This window comes from Sphingobacterium sp. E70, from assembly GCF_019285695.1.
GTDB lineage: Bacteria > Bacteroidota > Bacteroidia > Sphingobacteriales > Sphingobacteriaceae > Sphingobacterium > Sphingobacterium detergens.
This window is the reverse complement of record NZ_CP079104.1, coordinates 1657611-1672456: the sequence shown is the minus strand read 5'-3', so window position 1 is coordinate 1672456 and position 14846 is coordinate 1657611. Positions and strand designations below refer to the sequence as shown.

12 protein-coding genes, 2 tRNA genes, 3 rRNA genes and 1 pseudogene are annotated in these 14846 nt (G+C 42.9%); 11 read left to right on the top strand and 7 right to left on the bottom strand.

Features of this window, described 5'->3' with window-relative positions; all coding sequences use genetic code 11:
* The first annotated feature begins 84 nt into the window (after positions 1-84).
* The 9 genes from KUH03_RS12120 (at position 85) to KUH03_RS12085 (ending at position 7351) form a co-directional block, all read left to right on the top strand.
* Positions 85-1608 (top strand): 16S ribosomal RNA (locus KUH03_RS12120).
* 208 nt (positions 1609-1816) lie between these two features.
* A tRNA-Ile gene (locus KUH03_RS12115) sits at positions 1817-1890 on the top strand.
* 11 nt (positions 1891-1901) lie between these two features.
* A tRNA-Ala gene (locus tag KUH03_RS12110) sits at positions 1902-1975 on the top strand.
* A gap of 264 nt (positions 1976-2239) precedes the next feature.
* A 23S ribosomal RNA gene (locus KUH03_RS12105) occupies positions 2240-5112 on the top strand.
* Positions 5113-5269: 157 nt separating this feature from the next.
* A 5S ribosomal RNA gene (rrf, locus tag KUH03_RS12100) occupies positions 5270-5381 on the top strand.
* Together the 16S, 23S and 5S rRNA genes with 2 tRNA genes alongside form the textbook arrangement of a ribosomal RNA operon.
* On the top strand, positions 5373-5675 hold the full coding sequence (locus tag KUH03_RS12095) for a hypothetical protein (protein WP_257093648.1): 303 nt from the start codon (positions 5373-5375) through the stop codon (positions 5673-5675). The genes rrf and KUH03_RS12095 overlap by 9 nt, the downstream gene beginning before the upstream one ends.
* A gap of 274 nt (positions 5676-5949) precedes the next feature.
* Complete coding sequence (locus tag KUH03_RS48545; protein WP_373564704.1) at positions 5950-6207, top strand: DUF4886 domain-containing protein; 258 nt, start codon at positions 5950-5952, stop codon at positions 6205-6207.
* Complete coding sequence (locus KUH03_RS12090) at positions 6179-6835, top strand: DUF4886 domain-containing protein (protein WP_373564703.1); 657 nt, start codon at positions 6179-6181, stop codon at positions 6833-6835. The genes KUH03_RS48545 and KUH03_RS12090 overlap by 29 nt, the downstream gene beginning before the upstream one ends.
* A gap of 33 nt (positions 6836-6868) precedes the next feature.
* Entirely contained in the window at positions 6869-7351 is a 483-nt protein-coding gene (locus KUH03_RS12085) for a DinB family protein (protein WP_257093646.1), read from the top strand.
* Positions 7352-7440: 89 nt separating this feature from the next.
* Here the strand turns inward: KUH03_RS12085 and sucD are convergent, their stop codons facing one another.
* Entirely contained in the window at positions 7441-8313 is an 873-nt protein-coding gene (gene sucD / locus KUH03_RS12080) for a succinate--CoA ligase subunit alpha (RefSeq protein ID WP_077438675.1), read from the bottom strand.
* Positions 8314-8403: 90 nt separating this feature from the next.
* Positions 8404-8935: pseudogene (locus KUH03_RS12075) on the bottom strand (RNA methyltransferase).
* Between the two features lie 112 nt (positions 8936-9047).
* Between KUH03_RS12075 and rpsT the strand changes: the two are divergent.
* Complete coding sequence (rpsT, locus tag KUH03_RS12070; protein ID WP_257093644.1) at positions 9048-9299, top strand: 30S ribosomal protein S20; 252 nt, start codon at positions 9048-9050, stop codon at positions 9297-9299.
* A 281-nt stretch (positions 9300-9580) separates the two neighbouring features.
* Here the strand turns inward: rpsT and KUH03_RS12065 are convergent, their stop codons facing one another.
* Genes KUH03_RS12065 through KUH03_RS48540 form a run of 3 tightly spaced genes read right to left on the bottom strand, consistent with a single transcriptional unit; the run spans position 9581 to position 10956 of the window.
* Positions 9581-10288, bottom strand: coding sequence for a DUF1080 domain-containing protein (locus KUH03_RS12065; protein ID WP_257093642.1), 708 nt, complete (start codon positions 10286-10288; stop codon positions 9581-9583).
* A 39-nt stretch (positions 10289-10327) separates the two neighbouring features.
* A complete protein-coding gene (locus KUH03_RS12060) occupies positions 10328-10828 on the bottom strand; it encodes a helix-turn-helix domain-containing protein (protein WP_257093640.1) in 501 nt (166 codons plus the stop codon).
* Positions 10810-10956, bottom strand: coding sequence for a hypothetical protein (locus KUH03_RS48540; protein ID WP_373564807.1), 147 nt, complete (start codon positions 10954-10956; stop codon positions 10810-10812). Before KUH03_RS48540 ends, KUH03_RS12060 begins: the two co-directional genes overlap by 19 nt.
* A 635-nt stretch (positions 10957-11591) precedes the next feature.
* Between KUH03_RS48540 and KUH03_RS12055 the strand changes: the two genes are divergently transcribed.
* Positions 11592-13055 carry an acetyl-CoA hydrolase/transferase C-terminal domain-containing protein gene (locus tag KUH03_RS12055; RefSeq protein ID WP_257093638.1) on the top strand — a complete coding sequence of 488 codons (1464 nt, stop codon included), beginning with the start codon at positions 11592-11594 and terminating at the stop codon, positions 13053-13055.
* 352 nt (positions 13056-13407) lie between these two features.
* Here the strand turns inward: KUH03_RS12055 and KUH03_RS12050 are convergent, their stop codons facing one another.
* Both KUH03_RS12050 and KUH03_RS12045 read right to left on the bottom strand, forming a co-directional pair.
* Positions 13408-14127, bottom strand: coding sequence for a DNA alkylation repair protein (locus KUH03_RS12050; protein ID WP_257093636.1), 720 nt, complete (start codon positions 14125-14127; stop codon positions 13408-13410).
* On the bottom strand, positions 14108-14641 hold the full coding sequence (locus KUH03_RS12045; protein WP_257093634.1) for a DinB family protein: 534 nt from the start codon (positions 14639-14641) through the stop codon (positions 14108-14110). Before KUH03_RS12045 ends, KUH03_RS12050 begins: the two co-directional genes overlap by 20 nt.
* Between the last annotated feature and the right edge of the window lie 205 nt (positions 14642-14846).

Below are 14846 nucleotides of genomic sequence, written 5' to 3'. Positions count from 1 at the left end.
AAGCAATTCGTTCAATTCGATCCAAGATCAGAGATATAAAAAAATTCTGATTATGTAAATAGTTGGAATCAAAAACTTCATTTTACAATGGAGAGTTTGATCCTGGCTCAGGATGAACGCTAGCGGCAGGCCTAATACATGCAAGTCGGACGGGATCCATCGGAGAGCTTGCTCGAAGATGGTGAGAGTGGCGCACGGGTGCGTAACGCGTGAGCAACCTACCTCTATCAGGGGATAGCCTCTCGAAAGAGAGATTAACACCGCATAATATATCTGATTGGCATCAGTTGGATATTAAATATTTATAGGATAGAGATGGGCTCGCGTGACATTAGCTAGTTGGTAGGGTAACGGCTTACCAAGGCGACGATGTCTAGGGGCTCTGAGAGGAGAATCCCCACACTGGTACTGAGACACGGACCAGACTCCTACGGGAGGCAGCAGTAAGGAATATTGGTCAATGGGCGGAAGCCTGAACCAGCCATGCCGCGTGCAGGATGACTGCCCTATGGGTTGTAAACTGCTTTTGTCCAGGAATAAACCTCTTTACGTGTAGAGAGCTGAATGTACTGGAAGAATAAGGATCGGCTAACTCCGTGCCAGCAGCCGCGGTAATACGGAGGATCCGAGCGTTATCCGGATTTATTGGGTTTAAAGGGTGCGTAGGCGGCCTATTAAGTCAGGGTGAAATACGGTGGCTCAACCATCGCAGTGCCTTTGATACTGATGGGCTTGAATCCATTTGAAGTGGGCGGAATAAGACAAGTAGCGGTGAAATGCATAGATATGTCTTAGAACTCCGATTGCGAAGGCAGCTCACTAAGCTGGTATTGACGCTGATGCACGAAAGCGTGGGGATCGAACAGGATTAGATACCCTGGTAGTCCACGCCCTAAACGATGATAACTCGATGTTGGCGATAGACAGCCAGCGTCCAAGCGAAAGCGTTAAGTTATCCACCTGGGGAGTACGCCCGCAAGGGTGAAACTCAAAGGAATTGACGGGGCCCGCACAAGCGGAGGAGCATGTGGTTTAATTCGATGATACGCGAGGAACCTTACCCGGGCTTGAAAGTTAGTGAAGGATGCAGAGACGCATCCGTCCTTCGGGACACGAAACTAGGTGCTGCATGGCTGTCGTCAGCTCGTGCCGTGAGGTGTTGGGTTAAGTCCCGCAACGAGCGCAACCCCTATGTTTAGTTGCCAGCATTTAAGGTGGGGACTCTAAACAGACTGCCTGTGCAAACAGAGAGGAAGGTGGGGACGACGTCAAGTCATCATGGCCCTTACGTCCGGGGCTACACACGTGCTACAATGGATGGTACAGCGGGCAGCTACATAGCAATATGATGCTAATCTCTAAAAGCCATTCACAGTTCGGATTGGGGTCTGCAACTCGACCCCATGAAGTTGGATTCGCTAGTAATCGCGTATCAGCAATGACGCGGTGAATACGTTCCCGGGCCTTGTACACACCGCCCGTCAAGCCATGAAAGTTGGGGTACCTAAAGCATGTGACCGCAAGGAGCGTGTTAGGGTAAAACCGATAATTGGGGCTAAGTCGTAACAAGGTAGCCGTACCGGAAGGTGCGGCTGGAATACCTCCTTTCTAGAGTATCGAAGATCGGTGCTCGTCACGTACATATGATTGATTATAGTATTGAGATATGAGAATTGAGTATTGAGATGATTTTATGGCGACATAAAGGATCCCGATACCCGTTACAGACTACTCACTACTAAAAAAGGAAACATCAGAAGAAAGTGCCCGCCCCTATAAGGAGCAGGACCGAGAGAGATAGATGAACAGAATAGCTAGTCCCGTAGCTCAGTTGGTTAGAGCACTACACTGATAATGTAGGGGTCAGCAGTTCAAATCTGCTCGGGACTACGAAAAAAAAAGGGGAATTAGCTCAGCTGGCTAGAGCACCTGCCTTGCACGCAGGGGGTCAACGGTTCGAATCCGTTATTCTCCACGTTTTTTGGAGGGAAAGATAGAGCAAGATAACAGACCATACAAGGTCTGATATCTCAGATCTAAAATCTCCTATCTAAAAAAAAGAGTTCTTTGACATATTGAAAGAGAAAAAAATTACAAGAGAAGACAACAGTATAGAGACAATGCTGATATGTGTCCGATGTAAGGAGGAGACCCTCGGTCCAGGCCGAACGAATCTTTGCGTAGCATATCGGTATATATATCAAAAGCAGCCGCATAGTAGCAAAAGGCTATGCCGGTGAAGAAAGTAAATAAGGGCACACGGGGATGCCTAGGCTCTCAGAGGCGAAGAAGGACGTGATAAGCTGCGATAAGCTTTGGGGATTGGCAAATGCGACTTGATCCAGAGATTTCCGAATGGGGCAACCTGACTATTTGAAGAATAGTCGTATGATACGCGAACGCGCTGAACTGAAACATCTAAGTAGGCGTAGGAGAAGAAAATAACAATGATTTCCCAAGTAGTGGCGAGCGAACGGGAAAGAGCCCAAACCGATCATGTTACGGCATGGTCGGGGTTGTAGGACCACGACATTGTACAGCGCTATGAACTGGAAGCAGGTGGGAAACTGCGCAATAAGGGTGAGAGCCCCGTACAGGTAAAGAATGTTGACATAGTGGTATCCTGAGTACCGCGGGACCGGAGAAATCCTGTGGGAATCCACCAGCACCATCTGGTAAGGCTAAATACTCCTGAGAGACCGATAGTGAACCAGTACCGTGAGGGAAAGGTGAAAAGAACCCCGAACAGGGGAGTGAAAAGAACCTGAAACCGTGTGCTTACAAGCGGTTGGAGCAGGCAGGTCCTGTGACAGCGTGCCTTTTGCATAATGAGCCTACGAGTTACTCTTGTCTGGCAAGGTTAAGTCCTTCAGGGACGCAGCCGAAGCGAAAGCGAGTCTTAATAGGGCGCATAGTCAGATGAGGTAGACGCGAAACCTTGTGATCTACCCTTGGGCAGGTTGAAGTTGCAGTAACATGTAATGGAGGACCGAACCGATAAACGTTGAAAAGTTTCCGGATGACCTGAGGGTAGGGGTGAAAGGCCAATCAAACTGGGAAATAGCTCGTACTCCCGAAATGTTTTTAGGAACAGCGTCGGCATCGAGTTTAATAGAGGTAGAGCTACCGATTGGGTGCGGGGAGTCAAATCCTACCAAATCCAGACGAACTCCGAATGCTATTAAATATGGCCGGCAGTGAGGCTTTGGGTGCTAAGGTCCAAGGCCGAGAGGAAAGAACCCAGACCATCAGCTAAGGTCCCCAAATTCGTTCTAAGTTGAACTAACGAGGTCCGGTTGCCCAGACAGCTAGGATGTTGGCTTGGAAGCAGCCATTCATTTAAAGAGTGCGTAACAGCTCACTAGTCGAGCGGCCGGGCGTGGATAATAAACGGGCATCAAGAACGGTACCGAAGCTATGGATTTGCACTTATGTGCATCTGGTAGGGAGCATTCCATATGGGGCGAAGATATCTGGTAATGGGTGTTGGACCGTATGGAAAAGCAAATGTAGGCATAAGTAACGATAAGGCGGGTGGGAAACCCGCCCACCGAAAGACCAAGGTTTCCTGATCAACGTTAATCGGATCAGGGTCAGTCGGGACCTAAGGCGCACCCGAAGGGGCAAGCCGATGGACAACTGGTTAATATTCCAGTACTCTTCATAACTGCGATGTGGTGACGGAGTAGTGACACTGCCGCGAACTGACGGAATAGTTCGTTGAAAGGCGTAGGTATAGGGACGGTAGGCAAATCCGCCGACCCTGCTGAAACCCAATAGTACAGCAAAGCTTCGGTGGCGCTGATAGAGCAGGTAAACAGACTTCCAAGAAAACCCGCTAAGCTTCAGGTTATGAAGACCCGTACCGCAAACCGACACAGGTGGTCGAGGAGAGAATCCTAAGGTGCTCGAGTGAGTCATGGCTAAGGAACTCGGCAAAATGGCCCTGTAACTTCGGGAGAAGGGGCGCTGTCTCAGCGATGAGCAGCCGCAGTGAAAAGGCCCAGGCGACTGTTTAACAAAAACATATGGCTTTGCAAAATCGCAAGATGAGGTATAAGGCCTGACACCTGCCCGGTGCTGGAAGGTTAAGAGGGGATGTCATCGTAAGAGAAGCATTGAATCGAAGCCCCAGTAAACGGCGGCCGTAACTATAACGGTCCTAAGGTAGCGAAATTCCTTGTCGGGTAAGTTCCGACCTGCACGAATGGTGTAACGATCTGGGCGCTGTCTCAGCCATGAGCTCGGTGAAATTGTGGTATCGGTGAAGACGCCGATTACCCGCAACGGGACGGAAAGACCCCATGCACCTTCACTATAGCTTAACATTGAGATTGGGTACAGGATGTGTAGGATAGGCGGGAGATGTTGAAGCGTGTTCGCCAGGATACGTGGAATCAACCTTGAAATACCGCCCTTTCTGTATTCGGTTTCTAACTCCCTAATGGGGAGGACATTGTTTGGTGGGTAGTTTGACTGGGGTGGTCGCCTCCAAAAAGGTAACGGAGGCTTTCAAAGGTAAGCTCAGTACGCTTGGTAACCGTACGCGGAGTGCAATGGCATAAGCTTGCTTGACTGTGAGACCGACAAGTCGAACAGGGTCGAAAGACGGACATAGTGATCCGGTGGTTCTGTATGGAAGGGCCATCGCTCAAAGGATAAAAGGTACGCTGGGGATAACAGGCTGATCTCCCCAAGAGCTCATATCGACGGGGAGGTTTGGCACCTCGATGTCGGCTCGTCACATCCTGGGGCTGGAGAAGGTCCCAAGGGTTGGGCTGTTCGCCCATTAAAGTGGCACGCGAGCTGGGTTCAGAACGTCGCGAGACAGTTCGGTCCCTATCTGTTGTGGGCGTTGGAAGTTTGAGTGGATCTGACCTTAGTACGAGAGGACCGGGTTGGACAGACCTCTGGTGAACCTGTTATGCCGCCAGGTGTACGGCAGGGTAGCTACGTCTGGAATAGATAAGCGCTGAAAGCATCTAAGTGCGAAACTAGCCACGAGATGAGACTTCCTTATAGGGTCGTAGAAGATGACTACGTTGATAGGCCATAGGTGTAAAGGTTGAGAGACCAAAGCCAAGTGGTACTAATAGCCCGAAGCTTTCTCATGCAGAGACACACTGTTGTCTTCCTCTTTAATTTTTGAAACAAAGGAAACGAAACTCTTTCAATATATATGTCAGTTAGACGTGTGCATGGAGCAGAGCTATGTGGGACCTGAAAGGATCTCGGTACTCATATCTCCTATCTCACATCTAAAAAAACTTTAGGTGCCTATATCGGCGGTGTCTACCTCTTCCCATTCCGAACAGAGCAGTCAAGCCCGCCAGAGCCGATGGTATTGCCGTAACAGGTGGGAGAGTAGGTCGGTGCCTTTTTTTTACACGGAAGCCCTTGCTGGAAACAGTCAAGGGCTTCTTTCGTTTACATACTTTTCAGAAGGTTCCAAAGGACAATGGGGCCGGGATAAAGCCCACTGGGTGACGCTCGGAAAAGAGGCACATATGTTCCGCAACCCTATTATCTGGTACAAAGCTGTATGGCTCTGGCCCCAAAAGCGAGACTGGGATCCACTCCCAAAGGCCACACAAAAGACTCCGCTCAGGAATAGTACTGTCAGGTGCAAGCCTGTATGGCACCGCTCTAAGGTGCTGCACTATGACTCCGTTTAGGTACTATCTAAAAAGATTATAGAAGAACGATGCCCCTGCTCCCCAATGTCACAGAAGGATAGGGCTCCGTAACCGTACTATCCGGTAGAAATCTGCATGGCCATGATCGAAGGTGCTGCGTAATACTTTCGTTTATATACTTTCCAGCAATCAATGGTTTGCAGCGGAAGTTCCGGTAAAAGTTTCATGCGCTACAGACTTTACTGTTTTTCCCTTTATACGATTAGCAATTCTACGAGATATTAGCTAATTTAGTCATTACAGGAATGTATATATGATGAAAGTTAAACAGATATCCTTACTCAGTATTTTACTTGTATTTTTCCTTATCGGCAATAGTCTAAAAGCGGAGGGACAGTCATTGGATGACGGTGTTTTGCGTATATTGGCTATTGGGAATAGCTTTTCGGAGGATGCGATTGAGCAGAATCTTTATGAATTAGCCAAAGCGGGTAAGAAAAAGATCGTCATCGGTAATCTTTATATTGGTGGCGCCCCATTGCTTGCATGTAAGCAATGCGAAAGGAGATAAACCGGCTTATCGCTACCGGAAGATCAATCTGGACGGTCGGATGTCAGAACGAGCAAACCAGCGGCTTTCTGAGGCCTTGGTGGATGAAGCTTGGGATTACATCAGTTTCCAGCAGGCGAGTCCTTTGTCGGGAGATTACGATTCCTATGCCAAGGACCTACCACTTTTGTATGATTATGTCACAAAGCATATAAGCTATCCTGAGACAAAATATATCTTGCATCAAACATGGGCTTATCAAAATGGTTCGCCCCATGAAGGTTTTGTCCGCTATAACCGTAATCAGAATACGATGTACACGGCTATTGTAAACACTTCTCAAGAAGTCTTTAATTGGGGTAATTTTGATATATTGGTGCCCTCGGGTACAGCTATACAAAATGCACGATCAAGCTATATTGGCGATCAATTCACACGGGATGGTTATCATCTTAACCTGGATTATGGACGTTTTGTCGCGGCCTGTGCCTGGTATGAGGCACTATTTAAAGAAAGCGTTGTTAGTAATACATTTTTGCCACTTAAAGTGACCTATATAGAAGGACAGATCGCACGGGAGGCCGCACATCAAGCGGTTGAGTTTCCTTATGGAGTTACTATATTGCAGGATTTTCAATTAATGAAATAATATATTTATTTATATGAGTATCAAAAAAGCTATTTGATTGAATTAGATCACGAAACAAAAAATACCAAGCGTATTTTGGATCGGATACCAGATGAAAAACTGGATTGGCGCCCGCATGAAAAATCGATGAGTCTAGGAGAGCTCGCAGCCCATGTTGTGGAGTTGCATAGTTGGGTGTCTAAAGCGATACCAAAGGATGCATTTGATTTTAAGGTAGATTATCATCCACTGAAGGTATCTTCGGTAGAAGAACTGAAATTGATTCTTTCCGATGGGTTGGAAACCAACAAGACTACCATAGAAAATATAGCGGAAGAAGACTGGTTTAAGGACTGGGTGTTAAAATCTGGAGATTATGAAATAGCACGGCTACCACGCGCTGGCGCGATACGTTTTATTGTTAATAACCATATTGTCCACCACCGTGGACAACTGACTGTATATTTACGGTTACTGGGCATTCCGGTACCCGGTTTATATGGGCCTTCGGCAGATGAACCGATGACCAGCATGTAATATCATTTTTGATATAATATAGAAAAGCAGATATAAAAATAAAGGGGATCAATTTGATCCCCTTTATTTTTATATGGTTGATTGCCTAGTTATTTAGCCAATTCTTCTGCGATTGCTTTTCCGATTTCAGCTGGAGATTCAACTACACGGATACCACATTCACGCATGATTTTCATTTTTGCAGCAGCAGTATCATCAGCACCACCAACGATTGCACCAGCGTGGCCCATACGACGTCCTGGAGGCGCTGTTTGACCAGCGATAAAGCCTACAACAGGTTTAGTACCGTGTTCTTTGATCCAACGTGCAGCTTCAGCTTCCATTCCACCACCGATCTCACCGATCATGATGATAGCTTCAGTTTCTGGGTCGTTCATTAATAATTCAACAGCTTCTTTAGTTGTTGTACCGATGATAGGGTCACCACCGATTCCGATAGCTGTTGTGATTCCTAATCCAGCTTTTACAGTTTGATCTACTGCTTCATAAGTTAAAGTTCCTGATTTAGAAACGACACCTACGTTACCTTTTTTGAAGATAAATCCTGGCATAATACCGATTTTAGCTTCACCTGCAGTGATGATACCAGGGCAGTTAGGACCGATCAAACGAGATTTTTTGTCGCTTAGGTAAGATTTTACCTGGATCATGTCTTTTGTAGGGATACCCTCAGTAATACATACAATCACTTCGATACCAGCAGCGGCAGCTTCCATGATTGCATCTGCAGCAAATGCTGGAGGTACGAAGATAATAGAAACATTAGCTCCTGTAGCGTCTACTGCATCTTGAACAGTGTTGAATACAGGACGGTCTAAGTGTTGTTGACCACCTTTACCAGGAGTCACACCACCAACTACATTTGTTCCGTACTCAATCATTTGAGTCGCATGGTAAGTACCTTCGTTTCCAGTGAAACCTTGAACGATTACTTTTGAATCTTTATTAACTAATACACTCATTTCTTCTTTAAATTTTGCACACAAATCTACTATTTTGCTTTCTAAAATGGAAGCAATGTGGATAGGAATATGACCTTTATTGATAAATTTTTAGTTCAGATTGCGTTTTTGGATAAAATCCCAAAGGATAATGCCAATTGCGACAGACACGTTAAGTGAGTGCTTGGTGCCATATTGGGGAATTTCGATACAAGTATCGATTTTTTCCATGACTTCTTCATCAACTCCATTGACCTCATTTCCGAAAATTAATGCATACTTTTTATCCGACTTTGGCTCAAATTGATGTAACATGACACTATCATCTGCTTGTTCAACGGCAATGATGGTATAACCTTCTGCTTTTAGCTGATCTACGACGTCAGTAGTATCTTTATGGTATTCCCAAGAGACGGATTGTGTAGCACCCAAAGCTGTTTTTTCGATTTCCCGATGTGGAGGGGTACCGGTAATGCCACATAAATATATTTTTCAATAGCAAATCCGTCTGCGGTACGGAAGGCCGAGCCGACATTGTGCATACTGCGAACATTGTCCAAAACGATTGCGATAGGCGTTTTTTCTTGTTTTTTAACGATTCAACATCTGTACGTTGAAGTTCATCCATCGATAATTTTTGCATGTCGCAAATATACTAAACCTAAAAAACAAAATAGATTTTGAATATTGAAAATAAGGTGTTATTTTTGCAGTCCGAATTACAAGAAAAAATTGAATAAAAATTAGCTAAAAAAATGGCAAATCATAAATCAGCGATCAAAAGAATTAGAGCAAACGCTACTAAACGTTTAAGAAACCGTTACCAAGCAAAAACAACGCGTAACGCAATCAAAAATTACGTCATACAACTTCTGCAGAAGAAGCAAAACATTGTTACCACGCGTAATTTCTATGTTGATCGTTTGGCAAAGAAAAATGTGATCCACAAGAAAAAAGCTTCTAACAACAAATCTAAGTTAACTAAATTCGTTAACGGTTTAGCGTAAGCTTTCTGTATAGATATTGAGGGGTACAGCTCGCTGTATCCCTTTTCTTTATGTTATATACTTTGGATTTCTCTTTCCAAGCGAATAGTAAAAAAAAGCATCAATAGTGATGCTTTTTTATTTTATCAGTGATAGAAGATTATTGCTCTAAATTAGGCAATAACTCTGCAATGACTTTTTCAACTTATTGGGATCTTTCATATAAGGTTCCAGATCATATAGCTCCACTTTTTTGAAGTCGATCGGATGACTTTCACTCTGCAGCGAAATGCTCCCTTTCTTCAATAGTTGGCCATCTTTTTTACAGCAGGATCAAAGGCTGTAACATTGCCGCCACCGATTTGAGGTTTGGTGTATTGCATTACCACTTTGTCCTCAAGGATATGTTGTACAAGTGAATCTCCCAATACCAGAAAATCTGCAGTTACCCATTGGTCTCCAGCATAGGTTTTGGATGTAGAGCTGATACAATGTGGAGTAAATAGTTTGTTATCGATGACAACATTTGTTCCTGGTGTACAGAGATTGCTCGTTGTACGTTCGTCCTTACCATTGCCACCTAGGAGTTGTCCTTCGATGGATATTGGGAAATCTTGATCTACACCCATTGTTTTTGGATCCTGTCCATGCAACATGGCACCGCTATTGCGCCAAGCCCAACCTTCACCACCTGGTGCCTGTTCGCCTACAAAACGATAGGTGACACGTAATAAATAAGCTGAAAATTCTTTATTAAAGAACAAATGGCCGTATTGAAAATTGAAGTTATCGTAACCATCGTATCTGACTTTCAATAAACCATCTTCGACACGGAATGTGTTTTTATAGTTATCTCCAACCTTGTGGTTTCGGATTTTTGGGGTCCAGTTTTTTAAATCTTTCCCATTGAACAATTGAATGGGTTTGGGTTTTTTGTCTTGAGAATTGCCAAATACGGAAGTGCTGAGTAATAAAATTCCAGCACCATAGATAATATGTTTGAATTTCATCCTGAATTAGGTTTATTGACCTAAATTAGGGAAACATTTTTAAATAAGCAATTCTTTTTGTTTGACATACTCACTGGGACGAATACCTACGACTTTATTGAATGTATTACTAAATGTGGGTAAGCTGTTATATCCAACTTTCAAAGCTACTTCATTGACACTTAGTTTTTCATCCAATAACAACTTGAGCGCAGTCAACATTCTCAGGATGGTATAGTATTGGATAAATGACATATTCAATTCCTTCTGAAAGAGTCTCGCCAATGTACGTTCGCTGATATTAAAGAGGCTTGCAAGTTTTTTGAAGCTTACATTTTCTTCGATATTCTCTTCCAGATAAGTAACGATATCTTTTAATTTGGGATGGCTTGGATAAGGCAGTGCCAAGGGAAGTTCGTGTAGCGATAATTCAGGGAGAATAAGTTTAAATGCCGTAGCTAAGCTATATTTAGGTTCTTCAACAGGGAATATATTGCCATTCCAACGATTGGTAAACATGATCAATTCAATCAGTAGATCGTTTACTGGGTAGATGCCCATTTTGCTGTAGAATGCGGTATCGTTATTCGTTTTGGAAAATAGAGATTACGCATCACTACCTCAGGAGTACTTGGATGAATACTATGCTTTACACCAGCAGGAATCCATAGATAATGTCGGGCCGGCAGAAAATATGATTTTTCATCTGTTTTTATAAAGACGACTCCCCCTCTGTATATAAAAATTGATCCTTTTCATGACAATGCTCAGTGATATGATTTTCAGCTATGATGGCGTGATGGCAATAGATGCTATCTTGAAATGAATCAACCTCCGTCATATAGTAGCGGTTGACATATTTTGAATCGCTCGTTGTATCTTTTATGTTCATTTTTTCCTATAAAACTACGCTGCAAAGGTAAGACTTTTTACTAGACCTGACCTTCTTACTGTTAAAGTGAGTGTATGCTTACAATAAAATTGCAATTAAATAGCTGGAGAGTTAGTATTTACTTACTTGGTTTTAAATTGATTTTTTTAATTCGTTGAAAGCTAGGTTGATATGAATTCTATTTCTGTTTTTATAAAAATAACTGGAAATATATTTTTATTTATTTCACTGAACAGTAGTGTGTTATGGTTGTTTCGTCTCCATTGAATAATTTTGTGTCGAATGGTAATAAATTCACTGTCTAAAAAAACGTTAAAATTGTTTGTTTAAGAAATGTTCACTGACGTTTAATATCTTTTAAAATAGCGGATATAAATAGGTTTCAATTTCTTAAGTTTACATGAATAGCATACAAAATAAAATTATAAGGATATGGCTTACGAAAGGATAAAAATTCAGAGCTTACACGATAAGGTTATTACAGCTGTCGAAGCTGCGAAATTATTTCAGGACGGTATGGTCGTCGGGTCGAGTGGTTTTACAAAGGCGGGCGATAGTAAAGTCGTATTACCAGCATTGGCAGATCGGGCCAAAGAAGATCCTTTGAAAATAACGTTGATTACAGGGGCTTCTTTAGGTCATGGTACAGACGGAAAACTGGCAGAAGCCGGAGCGCTATCCAAACGCATGCCTTTTCAAGTGGATCGTACCCTTCGCAATAAGATCAATGCTGGAGATGTTCTTTTTATAGATCAGCATTTAAGTGAGACTGCAGAGCTGTTACACAATAAAAATCTGCCACAGGTCGATATTGCCGTTTTGGAGGTTGCCGCGATCGAATCCGATGGTAGTATCGTTCCAACGACTTCGGTTGGTAACTCCGCTACTTTTGCCGCATTGGCTAAACAGGTTATTTTGGAAGTCAATACCGCTATACCGACCACGATTAAAGGGATACATGATATTTATCAGGCAGAAGATTATCCACGTCGTAATGTAATTCCTATTGTAGCGCCCGAAAATAAAATCGGTCGAAAAACAATTCCATTGGATCCCAGCAAGATCGTGGGTATCGTATTTACCAATGAGCTTGACAGTCCAGCAGATATTGCTGAGCCAGACGCTAAAACAACAGCAATAGCGAAACATATATTGGCGTTTTTTGAAAATGAAGTTGAATTGGGACATCTATCCGAAAGTTTGATGCCATTGCAGGCTGGGATCGGAAAAGTAGCCAATGCAGTACTTACAGGCTTTATACATAGTAAATTCCATAATTTAACAATGTTTTCTGAGGTATTGCAAGATAGTACATTTGATTTAATCGATGCTGGTAAGCTGGATTTTGCGTCAGCTTCTTCCATTACCGTATCAGAGGAATGTTACTCACGGGTATTTGATCATTTGGACAAATACCGTGACAAGATTGTACTCCGTCCTCAGAATATTTCCAATACACCGGGCTTAATCAAGCGCTTGGGCATTATTGCGATCAATACAGCAATTGAATTTGATATTTATGGGAATGTAAATTCGACGCATACTTCGGGTACCAATATTATGAATGGTATTGGTGGATCAGGAGATTTCGCGCGAAATGCTTACTTAAGCATCTTCGTCACGCAAGCGGCTTCTAAGGGCGATGTCATTTCCCATATCGTTCCAATGGTGTCCCATGTGGATCATACAGAGCATGATGTTGATATTTTAGTGACAGATTATGGTTTGGCCGATTTACGTGGTTTGGCGCCGAGGAACGCGCAAAAGTTATTATTGAAAATTGTGTACACCCTGACTTCAAAGCGCAATTATTGGATTATTACAATCGTGCCTGTGAAAGGGGAGGGCATACACCACATTTATTGGAGGAAGCATTCAGTTGGCATATCAACTTAAGAGAAAAAGGAACCATGAAAAAGACTAACCGCACATATCGTAGCATGTTATAAAGAATAGGGCTAGCTGAATCCTCAGTAGCCCTATTCTTTATAATTTGGTACCCATCCTCCCACAGGATCATTTCAAATATTCTATTCCCTGGGATTCTGCTTTAGTTTTCCGACAATACGACTAATAAAACAATTATTCTACTCGCTATCTCATTTTAAATCTTCAATTTTCAATAGCGGTGTAGTTGTGAGGAAGACCAGACCCATTCCACCTTTTGCGAGCTTTTTCAAATATAACCGTAGCAGCTCTTTACGGTATTTGCATTTTTTTGTCTATTTATGGACTTTTTCGGCGCTATCTATAATGACTTTGCTACTTTGTTCCGATTGAGACCGATGGTAATTTTCGTCCGGAACCATTGCTTGGTCTCTGGTAACTCAATCTGTTTTCGGTAGCGTTCTATGATTGTCGGATGGAATTTCGCGATGGTTTTGGCACCCCAACCTATTCCCTTTTTAATATGGAAATCCGTTGCATCAGATAGCGAAAGTAAAAGCCTGAACATTGTTTCTGCAAATTTTGGTGAGAGGTCTTTCTTTACCGCATAATGTGTCGCAACACCTATCGTACGCACAATCCATTTGTCGGAATATTGGGCCAAGTGTTTCAATAGAGGGATTGTTTTTTCTGGATAGGTAAGGAGGGCATGACCAAGTACACGCTCACCTACGATATCGCAGACATACCATTGGTCTCCGCCTACAATATAAGCGCATGCTCTTTGGATCGACTCTTCAAGATATAAAGGTAGGCGCAGTTGTAGCATCATACCTGCCAATACATAACTTCCCATTTCTTTGGTTGCGACCAGTATATCCATAACGTATAGTTGTTCATCCTCGGGTATCCATAATGCCATTTCCTTTGCTGCGAATTCCAAAAGAGGAAAGCTAACCTTCTTTTTCAATAAACCTTCATATATGACTACAAGGAGCGCATCCTGCCCTTGCTGTTCCCAACTTTGCTTGGCCTGCTCTAGGATTTCTCTTACACGAACCTTACTGGTCATTTTTTCCATTTGCACGATCTGCTTTATTATTTTTGATCTTTATAGATATTCCAAAATTATAATCCGTCATCGGAGCATCTGTTATACCGATATTCCGGCCCATGGTGACGATCTGCCCTCGGTGGTAGGTCCCATGGATAATCAAATGCTGAATATATTCATATTTTGAAAAATCACACTGGAACCAAGGCGATTCGACCTTTACATTTTTTTCTAGATCCTGTTCCGATAGACCTTCTACATAGTCCTGGAGTTTCTGCGAACTGTCTTTGATGGCCCTGAAGATATCCTCTTTATTACTGAATGTTTTTTCGAAATCAAAGTCATTACGTTCTGAGATATGACTCCACCAATACTCCTGCGTCTGCCATATATGGTTCAATGTTTTTAAGATCGTCGGAAAGCTCGATGGGACTTCTTGATTGAGTTGCTCATCTGACTTGGTACCTAACCAATCTAGATACTTGTTGACTACCCAGTTGTTGTACTGTACGCTTTTGGTGATTAACGTTTTTAAGCTCATAATTATTGGTTTATAGTTTTGTAAATCTTTTAAAACTTTTTACGTAAATATAAATCTTTCCAAACAGATTTGCGATATTTAGATAAAGTATGGAATACTTCATGCTGATTATTATTCGTGAATTGATCAGGTGTTTTCTTTGGTTAAAAAGGGAAACCCGTTAGCCTTATTTGCTTTGACAATTCGTGTAACCAATTATAAATTA